Origin of the sequence: Nostoc sp. CMAA1605, from assembly GCF_021596505.1 — a bacterium.
Taxonomy (GTDB): domain Bacteria; phylum Cyanobacteriota; class Cyanobacteriia; order Cyanobacteriales; family Nostocaceae; genus Trichormus.
Genome location: NZ_PJIZ01000039.1, coordinates 41,581 through 59,296, shown reverse-complemented (window position 1 = coordinate 59,296; position 17,716 = coordinate 41,581). Strand labels below are relative to the sequence as shown.

Annotated in this window: 15 protein-coding genes and 1 pseudogene; 12 read left to right on the top strand and 4 right to left on the bottom strand. The window is 38.9% G+C overall.

What is annotated here, in order from left to right:
- Positions 1 to 1,813 (top strand): CHAT domain-containing protein (locus CV014_RS15185; RefSeq protein WP_236142793.1); only part of this gene is annotated, 1,813 nt, incomplete at its 5' end.
- Positions 1,814 to 1,919: 106 nt separating this feature from the next.
- Here the strand turns inward: CV014_RS15185 and CV014_RS15180 are convergent.
- Positions 1,920 to 2,642, bottom strand: coding sequence for a response regulator transcription factor (locus CV014_RS15180; RefSeq protein WP_236142792.1), 723 nt, complete (start codon positions 2,640 to 2,642; stop codon positions 1,920 to 1,922).
- A 489-nt stretch (positions 2,643 to 3,131) separates the two neighbouring features.
- On the opposite strand from CV014_RS15180, the gene CV014_RS30065 reads away from it, so the two are divergent.
- The 3 genes and pseudogenes from CV014_RS30065 (at position 3,132) to CV014_RS15170 (ending at position 6,180) form a co-directional block, all read left to right on the top strand.
- Positions 3,132 to 3,254 carry a hypothetical protein gene (locus CV014_RS30065; protein ID WP_268964710.1) on the top strand — a complete coding sequence of 41 codons (123 nt, stop codon included), beginning with the start codon at positions 3,132 to 3,134 and terminating at the stop codon, positions 3,252 to 3,254.
- A gap of 436 nt (positions 3,255 to 3,690) precedes the next feature.
- Positions 3,691 to 4,994 (top strand): annotated as a pseudogene (locus CV014_RS15175) (ATP-binding protein).
- An 82-nt stretch (positions 4,995 to 5,076) separates the two neighbouring features.
- Positions 5,077 to 6,180 carry a hybrid sensor histidine kinase/response regulator gene (locus tag CV014_RS15170; protein WP_236142791.1) on the top strand — a complete coding sequence of 368 codons (1,104 nt, stop codon included), beginning with the start codon at positions 5,077 to 5,079 and terminating at the stop codon, positions 6,178 to 6,180.
- Positions 6,181 to 6,297: 117 nt separating this feature from the next.
- Here CV014_RS15170 and CV014_RS15165 read toward each other — a convergent pair whose 3' ends face one another.
- A complete protein-coding gene (locus CV014_RS15165) occupies positions 6,298 to 6,753 on the bottom strand; it encodes a response regulator (RefSeq protein ID WP_236142797.1) in 456 nt (151 codons plus the stop codon).
- Between the two features lie 750 nt (positions 6,754 to 7,503).
- On the opposite strand from CV014_RS15165, the gene CV014_RS15160 reads away from it, so the two are divergent.
- From CV014_RS15160 to gshB, 8 genes are all read left to right on the top strand, one after another.
- A complete protein-coding gene (locus CV014_RS15160) occupies positions 7,504 to 7,944 on the top strand; it encodes a hypothetical protein (RefSeq protein WP_236142790.1) in 441 nt (146 codons plus the stop codon).
- A 134-nt stretch (positions 7,945 to 8,078) separates the two neighbouring features.
- Positions 8,079 to 9,281 carry an AAA family ATPase gene (locus CV014_RS15155; RefSeq protein ID WP_236142789.1) on the top strand — a complete coding sequence of 401 codons (1,203 nt, stop codon included), beginning with the start codon at positions 8,079 to 8,081 and terminating at the stop codon, positions 9,279 to 9,281.
- A gap of 183 nt (positions 9,282 to 9,464) precedes the next feature.
- The gene (locus tag CV014_RS15150; RefSeq protein ID WP_236142788.1) at positions 9,465 to 10,235 is read left to right on the top strand and encodes a pentapeptide repeat-containing protein; all 771 of its coding nucleotides are present in this window, start codon (positions 9,465 to 9,467) and stop codon (positions 10,233 to 10,235) included.
- 83 nt (positions 10,236 to 10,318) lie between these two features.
- Entirely contained in the window at positions 10,319 to 10,939 is a 621-nt protein-coding gene (locus CV014_RS15145; RefSeq protein WP_236142787.1) for a TenA family protein, read from the top strand.
- Between the two features lie 391 nt (positions 10,940 to 11,330).
- Entirely contained in the window at positions 11,331 to 11,984 is a 654-nt protein-coding gene (locus CV014_RS15140; RefSeq protein WP_236142786.1) for a 2OG-Fe(II) oxygenase, read from the top strand.
- Between the two features lie 828 nt (positions 11,985 to 12,812).
- Complete coding sequence (locus tag CV014_RS15135) at positions 12,813 to 13,910, top strand: PEP-CTERM sorting domain-containing protein (RefSeq protein WP_236142785.1); 1,098 nt, start codon at positions 12,813 to 12,815, stop codon at positions 13,908 to 13,910.
- A 302-nt stretch (positions 13,911 to 14,212) separates the two neighbouring features.
- A complete protein-coding gene (gene grxC, locus CV014_RS15130) occupies positions 14,213 to 14,473 on the top strand; it encodes a glutaredoxin 3 (protein WP_236142784.1) in 261 nt (86 codons plus the stop codon).
- A gap of 116 nt (positions 14,474 to 14,589) precedes the next feature.
- Entirely contained in the window at positions 14,590 to 15,558 is a 969-nt protein-coding gene (gshB, locus tag CV014_RS15125) for a glutathione synthase (RefSeq protein WP_236142783.1), read from the top strand.
- Positions 15,559 to 15,926: 368 nt separating this feature from the next.
- Here gshB and ftsZ read toward each other — a convergent pair whose 3' ends face one another.
- Positions 15,927 to 17,210 (bottom strand): cell division protein FtsZ, encoded by a 1,284-nt coding sequence (gene ftsZ, locus CV014_RS15120; protein ID WP_236142782.1) that lies wholly within the window; start codon positions 17,208 to 17,210, stop codon positions 15,927 to 15,929.
- Positions 17,211 to 17,398: 188 nt separating this feature from the next.
- On the bottom strand, positions 17,399 to 17,704 hold the full coding sequence (locus tag CV014_RS15115) for a hypothetical protein (RefSeq protein WP_236142781.1): 306 nt from the start codon (positions 17,702 to 17,704) through the stop codon (positions 17,399 to 17,401).
- Positions 17,705 to 17,716 lie beyond the last annotated feature (12 nt).

The window sequence follows — 17,716 nt, the reverse complement described above, 5'->3', positions numbered from 1 at the left end:
TGGCTTAAATCAGGGTAGTTACGCAGGTAAAATCGCCAGTTATGAAGAAGGTTTAAAACAAGTCCGCGCTGACACCCACCCTGAAGGCTGGGGTAGACTACATCTAGCGATCGGTAATACTTACTACGAACAAGGTAAAAAACAGCAGACATCGCGCAACTCTTGGCGCAAAGCTGTAACTGAGTATAATCAAGCACTATTAACTCTTACATATCAAGATTTCCCCCAGTGGCATTTAGAAGTTTTACAATCTCTGATTAAAACACTGTTAGGACTAGGACAATTAGCTCAAGCACAAGATTTATTACAACGTGCTACTAACTTATTACAACAATTACTCAGTGACAGCAATCGGACTGAAGAAAGTAAACAACACTTAGCCCTCAAATTTGCTGGTATAGAGCAAATGACAGTTGATGTGACTGTAGAGTACGGTGATTTAGTAGAAGCATGGGAAATTGCCGAATATCACAAAAATGCTTGTTTAAATAGACTGCTGTTTACTAGAAATACAGATATTTCCTGTCTCAATTATCGCGCCACCCAAACATTACTCAATCCCCATACCGCCATTATTTACTGGCATTTTAGCCCGGCAGCCCTACATACATTTATCATTAAAGACCAAGCCCCATCACCAATTCTGGTCTTTACACCCATGCAAGATGTCGAGAAAACCGGTATATCACTGCAAGATGTATCTTTACCGGAAGCAACAAGACGACTAATTGCTTTTGAAAATTGGTTAGAAAGTTGGCAGCGAGATTATCAAGAATATCGCCTACAAGCCCAAGATGAAACTAGTAGAAATAATCATCCTTGGCGATTAGAAATGGAGGCGAGATTACAGCAATTAAAAGATATTCTAGAAATTGATACTATCATCCAAGAACTGGAAGATATCCAGCAATTAATTTTAGTACCCCATCGGGATTTACAAAGATTGCCACTTCATGTCTTATTCCAGATGGATGAAGCTGGAGAATATAGTCCCGAATTAAACTTAAGCGTTACTTACTTACCTAGCATTCAAACAGGGTTATCTCTGCGGAATGCCAATATAGGGGATTTAACAGAACAAGCATTATTAAGTATTGAATATCCTATCAATAGTTATCATTCAAGCTTTAAATTTGCCAATCTGGAAGCAGAAATTGTGAGCCAAATGTTTAATAATCCCCAACGCATCCAGACACAAGCAGCAACTAAAGAGAATGTTGAAAATAATTTATTTGATCGTTATTTTAATCAGTATAGTCTTTTCCACTTTGCCGGCCAGGTAATTAATTACATAACGGAACCTACCGCCTCAGCATTAGCACTCACAGGTGAAGATAAACTGACTTTAGCAGAAATCATCCAAGGTAATTTAGCTACTTATAATTTAGTCACCCTTTCTAGCTGTGAGACGACATTTACTAGTCACCAAACCATTACTAGTGAATATGTCAGTTTAGTGAATGGGTTTTTGAGTGGGGGTGTACCGCATATTTTGAGTAGCCTATGGACTGTAGAATCATCAGCTAGTGCGTTAGTAATTATAGAGTTTTACCGCCAGCTAAAGTTGGTGCGATCGCCTGATCAAGCCTTAAGCACAGCCACTAGATGGCTACGAGAATTAACAGCCTTAGAGTTACAACAATGGTATGAAGACTTACTCAATCAGTTACATCCAGAAGAACTGATATTACGCGCCTATTTAGCCACACAGCTTTATAGAATCAGTAAAATGGATGGGGATAAAAAGCTATACTCCCACCCTTATTATTGGTCAGCTTTTATTCTCACAGGCAAGCCTCTAAGTAATTCGTAACTCTAAACTTTACCCCATACCTGGGGGTAAGGGTGTAATTACTCAATAAATTACGAATTACGAATTACGAATTACGAATTACGAATTACGAATTACGAATTAGTAATTATGCCACCAAACCGGAACGCAAAGCACGTACAGCCGCCTGGGTACGGTCATCAGCACAGAGTTTGTTAAGAATATTACGGACGTGGGTTTTAACTGTACCGACGGTAATATAAAGTTTCTCAGCAATTTGTCCGTTACTGCAACCAGCAACGATTAATTCTAGAATTTCTAACTCTCTTTGGGTGAGGGGGTATGTTTCTAAAACTTGCTCGTATTCTGAAGGTAAGGCTTCAATTTTGACTGTTTTTGGCTTATCTGCGGATTGAGTTTCTACAGGGATACCTTGCCGCATTTTCTGTAATACTACATTGGCGATCGCTGGATCAATCCAAGAGTTACCGGCGAAGGTAGCTTGTATCGCCTCTGTCAACTTACTGATACTTGTCTCTTTCATGTAATAAGAGTCTGCACCGGCTGCAAAGGCTGCTAGCACCGCATCCTCTGTGTGATCCATTGTCAGGATCAAAATCTTCGTACTTGTTTGCCCACTTTCGGCTTGATAGCGTTTAAACTTACGGGTGAGTTCGATTCCATCCATGTCGGGTAAGCCAATGTCTACCACCGCAACATCTGGCTTGGCTGTTTCCAAAAGTTTGAGTCCTTGGGTAGCATTAGCAGCTTCACCAATTACTTTCAATCCGCCGTGGGACTGCAATGCAGCTCTTAGCCCCATCCTTGTCAGGTCATGGTCTTCAATTAAAATAATGCTGATATCGTTCATTGCTTCACCCACTCTTCTCCCTCTACAACTGACAAACTAAACTGACAAATTAAATTGTTTTAGTTGTTTTTAATTTGCTTTTTATGAGTTTTCCAAACCAAAGATAGATGTTATTTGCATAGGTTTGCATCCACCGATAGAAATAATCACTGTGATGTCTTTTGAGGCTTAACTGAGCTAAAAATCCTGCTGGGGATATATTAATTTTTGACTCAATGTGATGAATTGATTGCTCAGTCATCCTGAGAGGAGGTGAAAATAATTATTTTAATGGGTGAAGCAAAATTCCAACTAAATTAAACTTCCTTTTTGGCTAATATTATGCTCCTCTAGTCTAGCGCAGGCTGGATGAATACCACAATTTGACCTTGACAGATTATGACTTTGGGATCTACGGAGCCTCCACTTATCGTTAATTGTGACTTTTGTCAACTCTCATAGCTAGCAATCGCCCAATCAATACAGGTGTAGATGTGACGATCACCACTCATGGATCTGAGTCTCAAAGGTATCATCAGATTTAGCTGTGGCGGAATTTTTACACAAGAGGCGTTTCCTGACTCCAATACAAGCGATCGCGACCTTGAAACGGCTCAAACCAACGGTAAATAATGTTCCTTCCCAACTCTCACCAATGGGTGAGGACGGGTCTTCACTCATTCTTTTAGAATTGTAGTTAAGTTTAATAAAGTATTTTATTTTACTTGGGAATTCTGCTAGCTTTTTTTGGCAGTTATTCACTCTTAATTAATAGAGTATCGTTCACTCACGGGTAGTTAAACATGAAATAAAATAGCTAACTGGGAAATCTATATCTTGAAGTATGTTCATACAATTGTAGCAAAAAAATAGAACCTAATACCTTTAGTTATTAAACTGACTCTAATTTAGATTCAGAATTGGTTTTCAGTTTAAATAGTCTCATCTGAAGTCTAAAATTTAGCATTTTGTGGAAACAACCAACTCAACATTTAACATCATTTAGTTTGATCCTTTACACAAGATATGTTTGATACCACCCTGTATTTAACAGCGAAAATCAAGACCAATGAACGAAACGTTGAGAATTTTGGTCGCCGACGATGATGAATTAGACCGCCAAACAGTTTATTTAGCTCTCACCCAAGCAGGCGTAAACATAGAAATTTCTGAGGTAAGTGATGCCAAAACCGCTATATCTATCTTAAGAAATACTACTTTTGACTGCATTTTTTTGGATGCTCGCTTACCAGACCAAGATAGTATAAGCTTAATTAAAAAGCTGCGTGATGCGGAAATTAAAGTACCTATAGTAGTCATCACAGAACAAGGAGATGCACAAATCGCCGTCGAATTAATGAAATCTGGTGCTACAGATTATCTTGATAAATCTAGATTATCTTCAGCAACCTTAACTCAGGTTTTACGCCATGCAATCCGCATCCACCAAGTGGAAATGCAAGCAGCTTCCGCACATCAAAAACTCAAGGAAAGTCATGAACAATTACTACGGAAAAATCAAGAACTAGAAAAGCAAAGACAACAAATACAGCTACAAAATTTAAAACTGCTAGAAGTTTCTCAGCTAAAATCACAGTTTTTAGCTACCATGTCTCATGAGTTGCGAACCCCATGAATGCTATTATCGGGTTTGCTCAAATCCTATTGCGCCCTAAATTTGGTAAACTCACATACCAACAAGCAGATATGGTAGAACGTATCCTCAATAATGGTAAGCATTTACTACTGCTGGTGAATGAAGTCCTCGATTTTGCTAAATTAGAGGAAGGAAGATTAGCTCTACAACCAGAATTTTTTGATTTAGCTAACTTGACTAAAAAAGTAGTTGGTGAAGTGCGTTCTCTAGCAGAGACAAAAAAGTTATCTTTGATAGTCAAAATCAATATAGATAACCCTGTAGTGTTTAACGACCCCATCAGAGTCAAACAAATATTACTGAACTTATTATCTAATGCGATTAAGTTTACTGAGTCTGGTAGTATTTGGGTGGAAGTAAAAAACCTACAAGAAAATCGCATTGCGATCGCAGTTCGCGATACGGGTATAGGTATATCATCCCAAGATTTTCAGCATATTTTTGAAGCTTTCCGACAGCTTGATCAAACTATTACCCGCAAATATCCGGGTACAGGTTTGGGTTTAGCCATTATCAACTCTTTAGTACAGATGATGGGAGGTAAAATTCTTTTGGAAAGTCAAATAGGAGTAGGTTCAATGTTCAAAATAGAACTACCAAGACAAATATCATTATCTACCACAAATAAAACCTCTGAAGGTGTACAATTTGATGGTTCAGGAATTTTATCTACGGTGCAGAAAAGCAGAAATCAGAACTCAGAATCGCGCACTTAGAATTTCTGCCACCTTAGTCTGAAAATTGCGAAAAGGTTTAAAAAATTTCTTAAACAAAAAAATTCTTAACCAGTTGATTATCATGTCTGTTGTGGAAAACTCTCAAACTGATCGCATTTTAGCTGTTGATGATACTAGAGATAATCTCATTTTAGTTCAGACAATTCTGGAAAGTGAAGGCTATGAGATTGATTTAGTCTCAGATGGGATTTCAGCCTTAGCAAAAATCGCTCAATCTCCACCTGATTTAATTCTCCTAGATGTGATGATGCCAGGAATGGATGGTTATGAAGTAACTCGACGCATTCGCAATAATCCCCATCTCAACTACATACCGATTTTGTTAATTACGGCTTTTCACGAATCTAGTGTGGTAGAAGGTTTAGATGCTGGTGCTGATGATTTTATTCGCAAACCATTTGATACAGATGAACTTTTAGCTAGAGTGCGATCGCTTCTCCGCCTCAAGCACAGTCTAGACGAACAACGCAAAATGGCGCGTCAACGAGAAGACTTTGTCTCTCGTCTGACTCACGATTTACGCACACCCTTAGTAGCAGCTGATCGAATGCTGGGGTTATTTGAACAAGAAACCTTTTGCAAAATTTCCCCCGAAATGAAACAAGCGATCGCTGTGATGATTCGCAGTAATAAAAATCTCATGCAAATGGTCAATACTCTCCTAGAAGTTTATCGCTTTGAGGCAGGTAAAAAAACCTTAAACTATGAAAGCTGCAACCTACCAGAAATCGCCACCGAAGTAGTCAGCGAACTCACTCCATTAGCTGACGAAAAAAATATCAGTCTCAAACTTGATATTAGTCAATTAGACAATTCAGGAGAAAATACTGCTTACGTCATGGGTGATGCTTTAGAGTTAAGGCGCGTTCTACATAATTTAGTAGGTAACGCCATCAAATTCACCGACACAGGCGGCATAAGCATTAAAATTTGGGAAAATCAACATTGGGTAAATGTTGCAGTAGCAGATACAGGTTATGGAATTGCACCTGAAGACCAAGCTACTATTTTCGAGCGATTTCGCCAAGGTAGAAATAAAAGATCAGGTAGCGGCTTAGGATTACACTTATCTAGCCGCATTATTGAAGCTCATCAAGGTAAAATCGGACTAACATCTGAAGTTGGACGGGGTAGTACATTTACAATCCAACTACCCAAAAAGTAGATTAATCACACAATTTTGAATTTTGCGGAAAGTTGCTTGCAGGGATTCTCCCCATCCTTGCAAACTTCCCCAGATGAATTTTAAATTTTGAAATGGTATAACCTGTTCCCTACTTTCTTATTCTTGACATAACTGATAGGGTAAGAAAAACTTGAATTTACCCCATAGTAATCGGCGAATTACTAACTCTAACTCTTCTATCATGTAGGGTTTGCACAGATATCCCGCAAATCCGGCCTGCATAATCCGTTCTTGATCCTCTCTATCCGCTAAAGCAGTGACAGCAACCACAGGAATTTTGCAAGTGAGAGGTTCTTGTTTTAAGTACCCCATCACATCAATTCCATTAATACTAGGTAACAAAATATCCAACATAATTAAGTCTGGCTGATACTCTTTAGCTACTAGTACAGTAGTTGCACTATCTTTTTGACAAATAAATCTACAGCCAAGTGATTCCAGAGCATAACTAATCAGCAGTAGACTGTCATCGTGGTCTTCCACTGCTAAAATTAACGGCTGCTGAGGGTTGTGCTGCTTATGCTCACTCATGAATGATTTTGCCAGATACATTTTAGAAGATTCCACGAAAATTTACGTTCACGATTCCTATACACAGATAAAGTCTCTTATTGGTAAAAATTAAACGATTCTCACTGCAAAAAGTCGATTTAAGATAGCAGATATTTCCCTCTAAATACGCCAGAAATCCTCATTAGCAGAAAGTTTTCTCTGGAGAAAATAATTCCTACACAAATATCATACATTTGCTGATTTTCAGCAACATTACGGAATATTTTTTGCATATATTCATAATAGCTTAATATATCTTTTCTTGTAAGACCGTATAATCTCTGGTTTAAATTCTCTCAGTAACCTAAAATATACAGTTTTGTAAACAAATTTTCTGAATGGTTGTGTATTAAATAATTGAGATTTATTTAATTAAATATAACAATTTGTAAAAATATATATAGTTCTTATTTATGTAGTATTTGTAGCATATAATATATTTGCAGCTAAACATAGCAGTCTTCAATCATTGATGACAACATATCTGTTCAAAAATCAACTAGAAATCCTATAGGACTGCTATAACAAATATTATTTATTAGCTAAAATTCATAAATTAGTTAGTGGTCATACTCCATACCCAAGTTATAGGAATCCGACTTGATTATTGAAATGATTTGCGTAGGTAGGGAACAGAGAGAAGTCTGAGCGGAGGAACAGGAAAAGAAGTAACAGAGGTGTACCGAGTTTTTTCAGACATCAAATATGACTACTATAGTAAGCAGCATAATCTTTAATTCTATATAATCAATGCCAGATCAATATCAAACAGTTGAGGAAATCAAATATATTATTGAATCTTTCCACAACTGCACCTTACCCTGTAGCCATTGGGATCATCATGCCCATTTAACCGTTGCTCTATGGTATCTTACCCATTACCCGCAAGCAGAAGCTATCCACTTAATTCGTGAGGGTATAAAAAAATATAATAAATCTCTGAATATTCCCACCACAAATAATCGTGGTTATCATGAAACTATGACGTTATTTTGGCTCTATCTAGTAAATAGATATTTAAAACAGATTCACATTAATACTAGGTTATTAACCATGACTAATCAATTGATTCATCATTATGGTAACAAAGATTTAATATTTGACTACTATAGTAAAGAATTAATCAGGTCTGGGAATGCTAGGCAAAACTGGGTAAATCCAGATTTGCAAAAAATAGATGTTGAATATTGACTAATGATGACTACTCTACTTGAGAGAGTTTGACGGACTACGATTGCTGATATACCCGAATTCTTCAAAAAATCGGGATTCTATCACCTCTCATAATTTGTTTATAGACTACTACCTTTACATAAATATAAGATATGGAATTTGAATATTTTAGCCGCTATGATAGTACACCAAAAAATCAAAACCGCCAAAGCTTACTGGCTAGTGGCTGGCGACCATTACAACGAGAAATAAATTGGCAATTTTTATGGGAACTGTTTAATCAAGACACCAAAGAATTGACGCAAAAAACCTTAAATTTAGCTAGTGGGATGGCGGAAATTCTAGGTAGAAATAATTATACATGGTGGGCAAATATCTTAAGTTTAGCCTCAGAAAATACTCGCTACGAAATAGAAAAGTTTTGGCACTATATTACACCAGAACCACAATCCCCAGATTATCGTTACAAAGATGTCTTAAATACGGAAACTCCTATATTGCAATTTGTGAGTCGCAATAGTATTCCCATTGACTATGTGTTAAATCGCTTACAAGAAATCACAGTTTTACGTGTTTTAAACGTCTTAGGTCGGCCTGATATCATTACTCAGCATTATCTAGAAAGAGATTTTTATTATCCTGTAGAAAAATTTATCAACTGGGAAAGAATAGATGTGGTCAATACAGTATATGCTTATTGGTCACAGCAGGATGTTTGGCTACAAATTGAAGCGTACGATCGCGGACGGCGACAATATACCCTCATGTCTAGAGATATGTCGCCACTCATCAACAAAGCCACCTACGACCTAGCTGTGATGTTGAGTGGTTATCAAAGCCGTGTGGGTAAGGTTCACAGCCAATACCCCATTCGCAGTTTCCCTACAGATATTCAAAGCTTCACAGATACAGTCCAGCAAGCCATCCTCAATCAAAAGCAGCTAGCGGTGGTAGTTCATGGTGAACCAGGTACAGGAAAAACAGCGTGGACACAAGCAGTAGCACAAGAAATTCTGGTACCGTTAGGATTCGTCATTTTTATTTTGGATCATGATGCGATCGCTAACTTTGTTCCACCCACATATTTAGAGCGAATTTGCATCATTATTAACGAAGCTGACAACCTAGCGCAAAATCGCGCTTCAGAAGTAGCCCAATATAACAATAAAACAGAACACATTTTGAGTCTATTGGATGGCACCTTATATCAAAGCGTAATTGACGACACAGGAATTCACAGCAAACAGCGACTAGTAGTATTAATGACTTGTAACACCACTGAAAGACTAGATCCAGCAATGCTGAGAAAAGGTAGAGTTGATTTAATGTATGAATTTGCTCAACGATTTGTCTAACTCAACATCAAGCAAGTTCCCATCCCCAAAGGGAAAGATATCTTTCCCCTACATCCCTATACCCTTTATTACTGTTTCGTTGGTTCACTGAGGGCAATTTTCTGAGGATACGCTTATCATAAGCTCAAGTATAAATTTGTCTTAGTTGATTTGAGTGCCGAAGAAAAAGTTTGCTCAACCAATATGAAAAATATAATTTTAGCCACATCCGTATTTTTAACTACCCTTAGCCTGACTAATACGGCTCAAGCAGTCAATCCTGAACATTTAAAACAGCTATTAGCGACCAAGCAATGTCAAAATTGTGACCTATCTAATGCAGGCTTAGTAATGGCAGATTTATCAGGAGCAAACCTTAGTGGTGCTAACCTGACAGGTGCTAATCTTAGCCGTGCCAACTTAAGCAGTGCGGACTTACGGGGTGCAAACTTGAGTGGTGCAGGTTTATTTGGTGCTAACTTAAATGCAGCAAAACTAGGTGGTGCAAATCTAGCAAATGCAGACTTGCGAAGTAGCTATCTAGGGAATACAGAATTTACAGGTGCTTACGTAACTGGTGCTAACTTTCAAGGAGCCGTCGGTATACCATTACAAATCGCCACCGCCGATGAATTCTATGCGTTAGGAGTAGCAGAAGGTCAAAAAGGTAATCAACGTCAAGCTATTACTTATTTTAATCAAGCGATCGCCATCAAACCAGAATATGCAGGTGCATACTTAGCTCGTGGTGTCGCCAAATATCAAATGTTAGACAGGGAAGGAGCATTTCAAGACGCTCAAACAGCAGAAAAACTCTTTACCAGCCAGCAAAACACCACCGGAATAGAAACATCACAAGCCTTTATCAAAGAAGTGCAAACCCCCTACACAGAAAAAGTCACCGCAGGTAAACCCACCTTTACCGATTTTATAGGTAGCCTTGGTTCAGTATTACTACAATTCCTACCATTCTAAATGCTGACACCAAACTCACGACTAATGACTAATGACTAATGACTAACAACTAACGACTAATGACTAATGACTAATGACTAACAATGACCCTATCTACTCAATTATGGGAAGCAAATCAAGACTTAGCACAAGCCTGTCTACAACATCCCTTCGTCCAAGGTATTGGTGACGGTTCGTTAGCACAGCACAAATTTGCTTACTATGTAGGACAAGACGCATTTTTTCTAGAATCTTTCGCTTGTGCTTATAGTGTAGCGGCGGCTAAAGCACCGAATTGGCATGGTTTTGCAACATTTCACGCCTTAGCCGGAGGCGTGTTAGCAGAACTACAACTGCATCAAAATTATGCTCATCAATGGGGTGTTGATTTAACCACTGTAGAACCTGGAATGGCTACCCGCCGCTACACTGACTTTTTACTAGCCACAGCTTGGAGTGCAGAGGTAGGGTTAACTGCGGCGGCTATGTCTCCTTGTATGCGACTGTATGCTTATTTAGGAGAACAATTAGCCAGTAATGGTATTCCCAATCATAGATATACTAATTGGATTGAGACTTACAGCAGTGCAGACTTCGCTCCATTGGCACAGCAATTAGAAAATGTCGTCAATAATTATGCCAAAGCTGACAATTCAACTCACACCACATATCGCTATGCCATGTTATGCGAATACGATTTTTTCCAAGCTGCATGGATGATGTAAACAACATTTATTGGATAGCCCTCCCAAGATAGGCGTGCTGGAACTATGACATTAGTAAATATGTCAAATACACTCCCCAATTAACGCCAAAATCAGTCTTTTTGTTATCTTTTAACCACAATTTTAACTATCAAAAAATACCAAATCAAATGTCTATACAACAGAATTTGCAGCCATCGACATCTCAAATATCAAAGTCCAGCTTCTTTTAGCTGGAGGACATCAGTATACTGTTTACTTAAACTCAGATACAACTATCTTCCATAGCCTCTTAACAACAATAGCTGCTCGTGCTTATAAACAAGAATCGGCCAGTGCAAAATTATTTCAAATTCCTATCAACGAAGGTCATGCAGTCTTATGTTTTTCTAGTGATCAACTTGTTGGTGTAGTGACAGAACCTCCTGTTTGGCTACAACAAGTAGACAATAATAACAATAATAACTCTATAGATTCTAATATTTTAAATTCTCATTATATTCAAATAGATAATTTCCTCTCATCAAGTGAGCATGAACAGCTAATTCAGTACGTATTAGCTAGAGCATCTCATTTTATTCCTACCAGCACTTCTACAAGTGATGAAAACTACCGACGATCAATGGTACTTTACTCATTTCCTGAATTTTATGAATTAATCATCAATAAAATTAAAAATATAGTTCCCGACATTACAAGCAAGTTAAACATACCATCTTTTAATATATCTCAAATAGAAGGGCAAATCACAGCACATAATGACGGCAATTATTACAAAATTCATAACGATAATGGCAGTCCAGATACTGCTAAAAGAGAACTAACATATGTTTATTACTTTTACCAAGAACCAAAACGATTTTCGGGCGGAGAACTATTAATCTACGATAGTAAAATTGAAAATAACTACTACGTGCAAGCTGAGTCTTACAAAACTGTTGAACCTCGTAATAACAGCATCGTCTTTTTCCTCAGCCGATATATGCACGAAGTTCTACTTGTAAGTTGCCCATCTCAAGATTTTGCTGATAGTCGTTTTACTGTCAACGGTTGGGTTCATCGTTGATATTAAAAAGCATAAATACTGACTACTAAGTAGAACGGTGTAGATAATTAAAGGTTTGTAGTAAGGACTGAAGTCCTTACTACGAACTTCCCAAATTTTATCCTTAACTGAACCGTATCACTATATAGGACTCATATTTGATTTCTGAAAAAAACTCCGTACACTTTTGTTCCTTCTTACCTGTTCCCTGTTCCCTGTTCCCTGTTCCCTCCCTACGCAAATAATTTCAGGAATCAAAGCGGATTCCTATAGATGTTGGTGTTGGGTTTCCTTACATCAAACCAACCTTACAATTTTTTTACAACATTTTAGTCTAGACACGCCACTAGCGTCTTTCGTTGCGTTTTTGCCTTGTAGTTGCTTCTACTGCAAGTAGTTCTGATGTGTGCAGCAAAAAAGATTTATGCTAGAGGAATCAAAAATTATGTTTGATTTAGTAAGTTGCTAGATTTACATAAATATTTATTTGAAAATTGATTGAAAATCTACGTATTTTTTCTATATTTAACGCAAATTCATATTTAAATTACTTTAAATATATAAATCACAAGTCTGTTATGTAGAATTAACTGATAAAAAATATTGAAATAGATTCGCTGAACGCAAAAATATCAGTATATTTTCTTGGCTTGACAGAGAAAATAAAACATCGAATAGCTGTATCTGATGGCATATTTTTGGCTTTTTTATTAGCCATTAAAACTTTGATAAAGCGGTGTCTAAAAACTTTCAAAAATATTTTGTTTATGCCAAATTGTATTGAGAATTTTCTAAGAAATCTGCAAGCGTTTTGTTAATTTCAGCATCAATCTAAAAGAAGCAGCGAAGATGTCAAAATATTTAAACTCAAAATTAAGCTATATAGCAGTTGGTATCATAACCTTCGCTGTGATAGGTTCAGCGAAGGTTACGCCTGCATATGCTGCTACCCTTAGCGGCACTTCTTCCAGCACCTCAACAACTACTTCAGCGACTACTGTACGTTTTGGATTTGATAACATCACTAACAATAGTGCTGTCAATGCTTTAGCAGGTGAAAGTCAACTATTTTTAGATGTGACTAAGAATGGTTCAGACCAGGTTATATTCAAGTTAAGTAATCTGGGTACAGCAGCTTCTTCCATCACCCAAATCTATTTTGACCAAACCAAAAGCCTGCTAAACGGTATCAAATCAATTACCGATAGCGATACTAATGGCAGTAATAACGTAAGCTTTAGTACAGCAGCCAACAATTCTAATCTGCCTGGTGGCAATTCTCTCGCCCAAAAATTTACCACTGACTTTTCCGTTAAGGCGAATACACCAGTTTCACAAAGGGGTGTGAATCCTGGAGAATGGGTTAGTGTGCTGTTTGATTTGGACTGTGACGTAATTTTTGACGACATCATTAAAAGTTTAAAAGATGGTAGTTTGCGTGTTGGTATCCACGTTCAAGCCTTCAGTAATGGTGGTAGTGAAGCTTTCGTAAGTCTTCCAACACCGACTCCAACCCCGACTCCAACACCAACACCGACTCCAACCCCAACACCGACTCCAACCCCAACTCCGACACCGACTCCAACTCCGACACCGACTCCAACACCAACACCGACTCCAACCCCAACACCGACTCCAACCCCAACACCAACACCAACACCAACTCCGACACCGACTCCAACACCAACACCAACACCAACACCAACTCCGACACCGACTCCAACACCGACTCCAACCCCAACTCCGACTCCAACCCCAACTCCAACACCAACCCCAACCCCAACCCCGACTCCAACAGTTACACCTCCTTCAACGACTTACTATCAACCACCTGCTCCCCCACCAAGGAAAGTACCTGAGCCTGGTACGATCGCAGCTCTAAGTCTATTTGGTTTAGGTGCTTTCAGGCTGACAAAGAAAAAGCAAGACGATGACTCACAAGAGTAAATAACACTGTTAAATTTTCAAACTAGTTGAGATATGGGTTCAGAAGTACACAAACACTTCTGAACCCACTTTTTGTGACTGCAAGAACTAACATCAATTCGCAATCATCCTCCCTCCCAGCTATGAAGATCGCAATTGAGAAATTCTGACTTGACAAGGGTTCTCGAACAACAGCCTCAGTTCCCAGATTTATGTAAATATACGTTTTGATTACCAAAAAAGGCTACAGTCACTAGAACAGATAAAAAAGTTCTAGAATTAAGTTCTAGAATTAAAAAGTATGAAATAAAATTGAGGATTTTATGGCTGCTAAGGTAGAAATTTACACTTGGGCGAGTTGTCCATTTTGCATTCGTGCCAAAAGTTTGCTGAAGCGTAAGGGTGTTGACTTTATCGAATACAGTATTGATGGCGACGAAGAAGCAAGAGATCAGATGTCTGACAGAGCCAATGGTAGACGTTCTGTACCACAAATTTTTATCAACGATCGCCATGTAGGTGGTTGTGATGATATCCACGCTTTAGAGGCTAAAGGTAAGCTAGATGAGCTACTAGCAGGATAATCGATTTTACTGGAGATGGGACTTTTCCACTACCCCAAATCGTCAATCAATCAGATCATCAAAAGATAATGTAAATTAAATATCCTGGGAATGTTCTGGCAATTGAGGCAAAAAGTGTGAAACTGGCTTTTATTATTGACCCCATCCATCAGCTTGACCCTTGTCATGATACCAGTGTTGCATTGATGGAAGCAGCACAAATTTTAGGTCATGAAGTCTGGGTAACTCAAGCCAATTGGCTGAGTGTAGTAGAAAGCAAAGCTTGGGCGATTTTGCAGCAGGTGGAATTAGTTCCCATCCAGTTGGTAGAAGGACGCTGGATAGCAGCAAATCCTTGGTATAAGTTAGGCCAGCGTTCTTTGATCTCTCTAGAAACGATGGATGCTGTATTTATGCGGACAGATCCACCGGTAAATGATGCTTACCTTTACGCTACCTACGTTTTGGATTACATTGACCAAACTAACACTTTGGTAATCAATAATCCCAGTGGTATCCGCAGTGCCAACGAAAAAATGTATGCTCTCCAGTTTACCAATGCTATTCCCGAAACTATTGTGAGTGCTGATAAGCAGTTCATTCGGCAATTTGTGGAAGCCAAGGGAGCAGCAATTATCAAACCATTGGGTAACAAAGCTGGGGAAGGAATCTTATTTTTACAATCAGGCGATCGCAATTTTAACTCCATTGTCGAACTCAGCACCCAACAGGGGCGATTACCTGTAATGGTACAAACCTATCTTCCAGAAGCTAAAGACGGCGATAAGCGAATTATTCTGCTGAATGGAGAGCCTATTGGCGCACTCAATCGATTATCGAGTGGCAACGATTTCCGCAACAACATGGCCACTGGTGGTACAGTCGCATCAACAGCAATTACCCCCAGGGAGTATGACATTTGTCAGCAAGTGGCTAACAAGTTACGCCAAGACGGCTTAATTTTTGTCGGTATTGATGTGATTGGTGGTTACTTAACAGAAGTCAATGTCACTAGTCCTACTGGTGTACGCGAAATCGACAGACTTGATGGTACTCGACTAGGACAGCAAGTCATTCAATGGATTGCAGAAACTTTGCAAAAATAAAAAACTAAAATAATTGACATTTACGCTTATGCTTTTGACTTGATCTACCTTTGGTGTTGCAAAAGCTGCACTTCACCTTGATCAATCAAGATTCAACATCAATCTAACTTTTTTGATTGATGTTGAATTTTGCATTAATTTTCTACTGTGAGTTATACACATCAAAAAGGTAGATACACAACTGCGCCTGTCTTGTAGATTGTAACTGTGCGGATGATTCTGTTTGCTGCTAGCAAATTCTCAGAATCAATGCTTTTCATTCCCAATTGGTGCAGAGTGCTAATCAAAATATATTGCGGCAGAGTAGTCAATAGCACTCAGCCTGACCTAAGACTATAAATTTTAATAATCTCAAATCTACCAACCCCCTAGTTTTTTGTCGGTCGTCGTCTTTGGAGAAATTCAGGAATATCCAAACCAGTTTTTTCTTTAGGTTCTGGAGTGGTGGCGGGAGGGGTAGTAGGCGGTGGCTGGGGAGAAGTCCGTTTTGCCATTGGTGTAACGCGTGTATTAGCAGTAGTTTGTTGAGGTGCTGCTTGTACTTCCCCAGTAAATCCGGTAGCGATGACGGTAATTCTCACCTCACCTTGTAACCTGTCATCAATCACCGCACCAAAAATAATATTAGCGTTGGGATCAACTACTTCATAGATAGTTTCGGCGGCGGCGTTCACTTCATGGAGAGTTAAATCACTACCTCCAGTGATGTTAAATACAACACCTCTTGCACCTTCAATAGAGCATTCTAACAGTGGTGAAGAAATAGCTGCGATCGCGGCTTCTCTCGCTCTCGATTTTCCAGAACTCACACCAATTCCCATCAACGCCGAGCCAGCATCAGCCATCACAGCCCGCACATCAGCAAAGTCTACGTTAACTAACCCAGGAATAGTAATGATATCGGAAATCCCCTGCACACCTTGACGCAATACATCGTCTGCATACCGGAAAGCCTCCTGCACTGGTGTTTGTTCCGGAATCACTTCCAAAAGTTTATTGTTAGGGATAATAATCAACGTGTCCACCCGACTTTTGAGTCCTTCAATCCCTTGTTCTGCTTGAGTAGTCCGGCGACGACCTTCAAATACAAAAGGACGTGTCACTACACCTACAGTCAAAGCACCCATTTCCTTAGCTATTTCCGCAACAATGGGAGCCGCACCTGTACCTGTACCGCCCCCCATTCCCGCAGTAATAAACACTAAATCAGCCCCTTCTAAAGCGGTAGCAATTTCATCTCTAGATTCCTCCGCCGCCTTTTGACCAATAGCAGGATTACCACCTGCACCTAATCCTCGTGTGAGTTTTTGTCCAATTTGTAAGCGACTAGGCGCGCCTGCTAGAGTTAAAGCTTGAGCATCAGTGTTAATTGACCAAAACTCCACCCCAGAAACATCAGATTCAATCATGCGGTTAACCGCATTACCACCACCACCACCTACGCCTATGACTTTAATATTGGCGACTCGTCCTGGAACAATCTCTCCGATTCTGCTAGCTTCTGTGATAATCTTCTTGCTGTCGTGGTTTTGTCCAAAATTCAGCCCAGAGTGATTAAAGGGGTTAGAGGAGTTAACGGCTAGAGATAAACCTGGTTGCCCTAACGATTGGGAGTTTTTATAGGTAAGCTCTTGGTTATTATCAAGTGTCATTGGATTCAGAAAGGTAGATAAACGACTTTATGCAGATGTTATTTGTCTAGAAATCAACTATAGTGACACACCGCCCAAATTTACGGCAATGTTATTAGATTGTTGTCTCTACTGCTCACCTGAACAGGATTGTCAGTGCTGCATTTTGCTATGGGATAAGCAATGAAGGCAGCTGCTCACACAGCTAATTATTCTAGAGAAGTATACCTATATTTACCTAAAATTGATCTGTATAACTTCCACAAGACATCAAGATTTTTGCCACATTGCTGATTTTGCATAGTATATCCTTGGCATAGACGATACACTTCCTTTGTTAAGGATTGATCATCAATATTACTATTCACTTTATTGGTTTTAATCTGAATTGCCGTATCATGTACGGTTTTTTTGCTGTGCTTTTTTTGATGATTTACTAAAATTAAACACTGAGAATAAATGGCTGTCATCCCCTGATGATTAGTTTTAGGGGTTAAATCTAGGCAATTCAACATACACTTAATAAA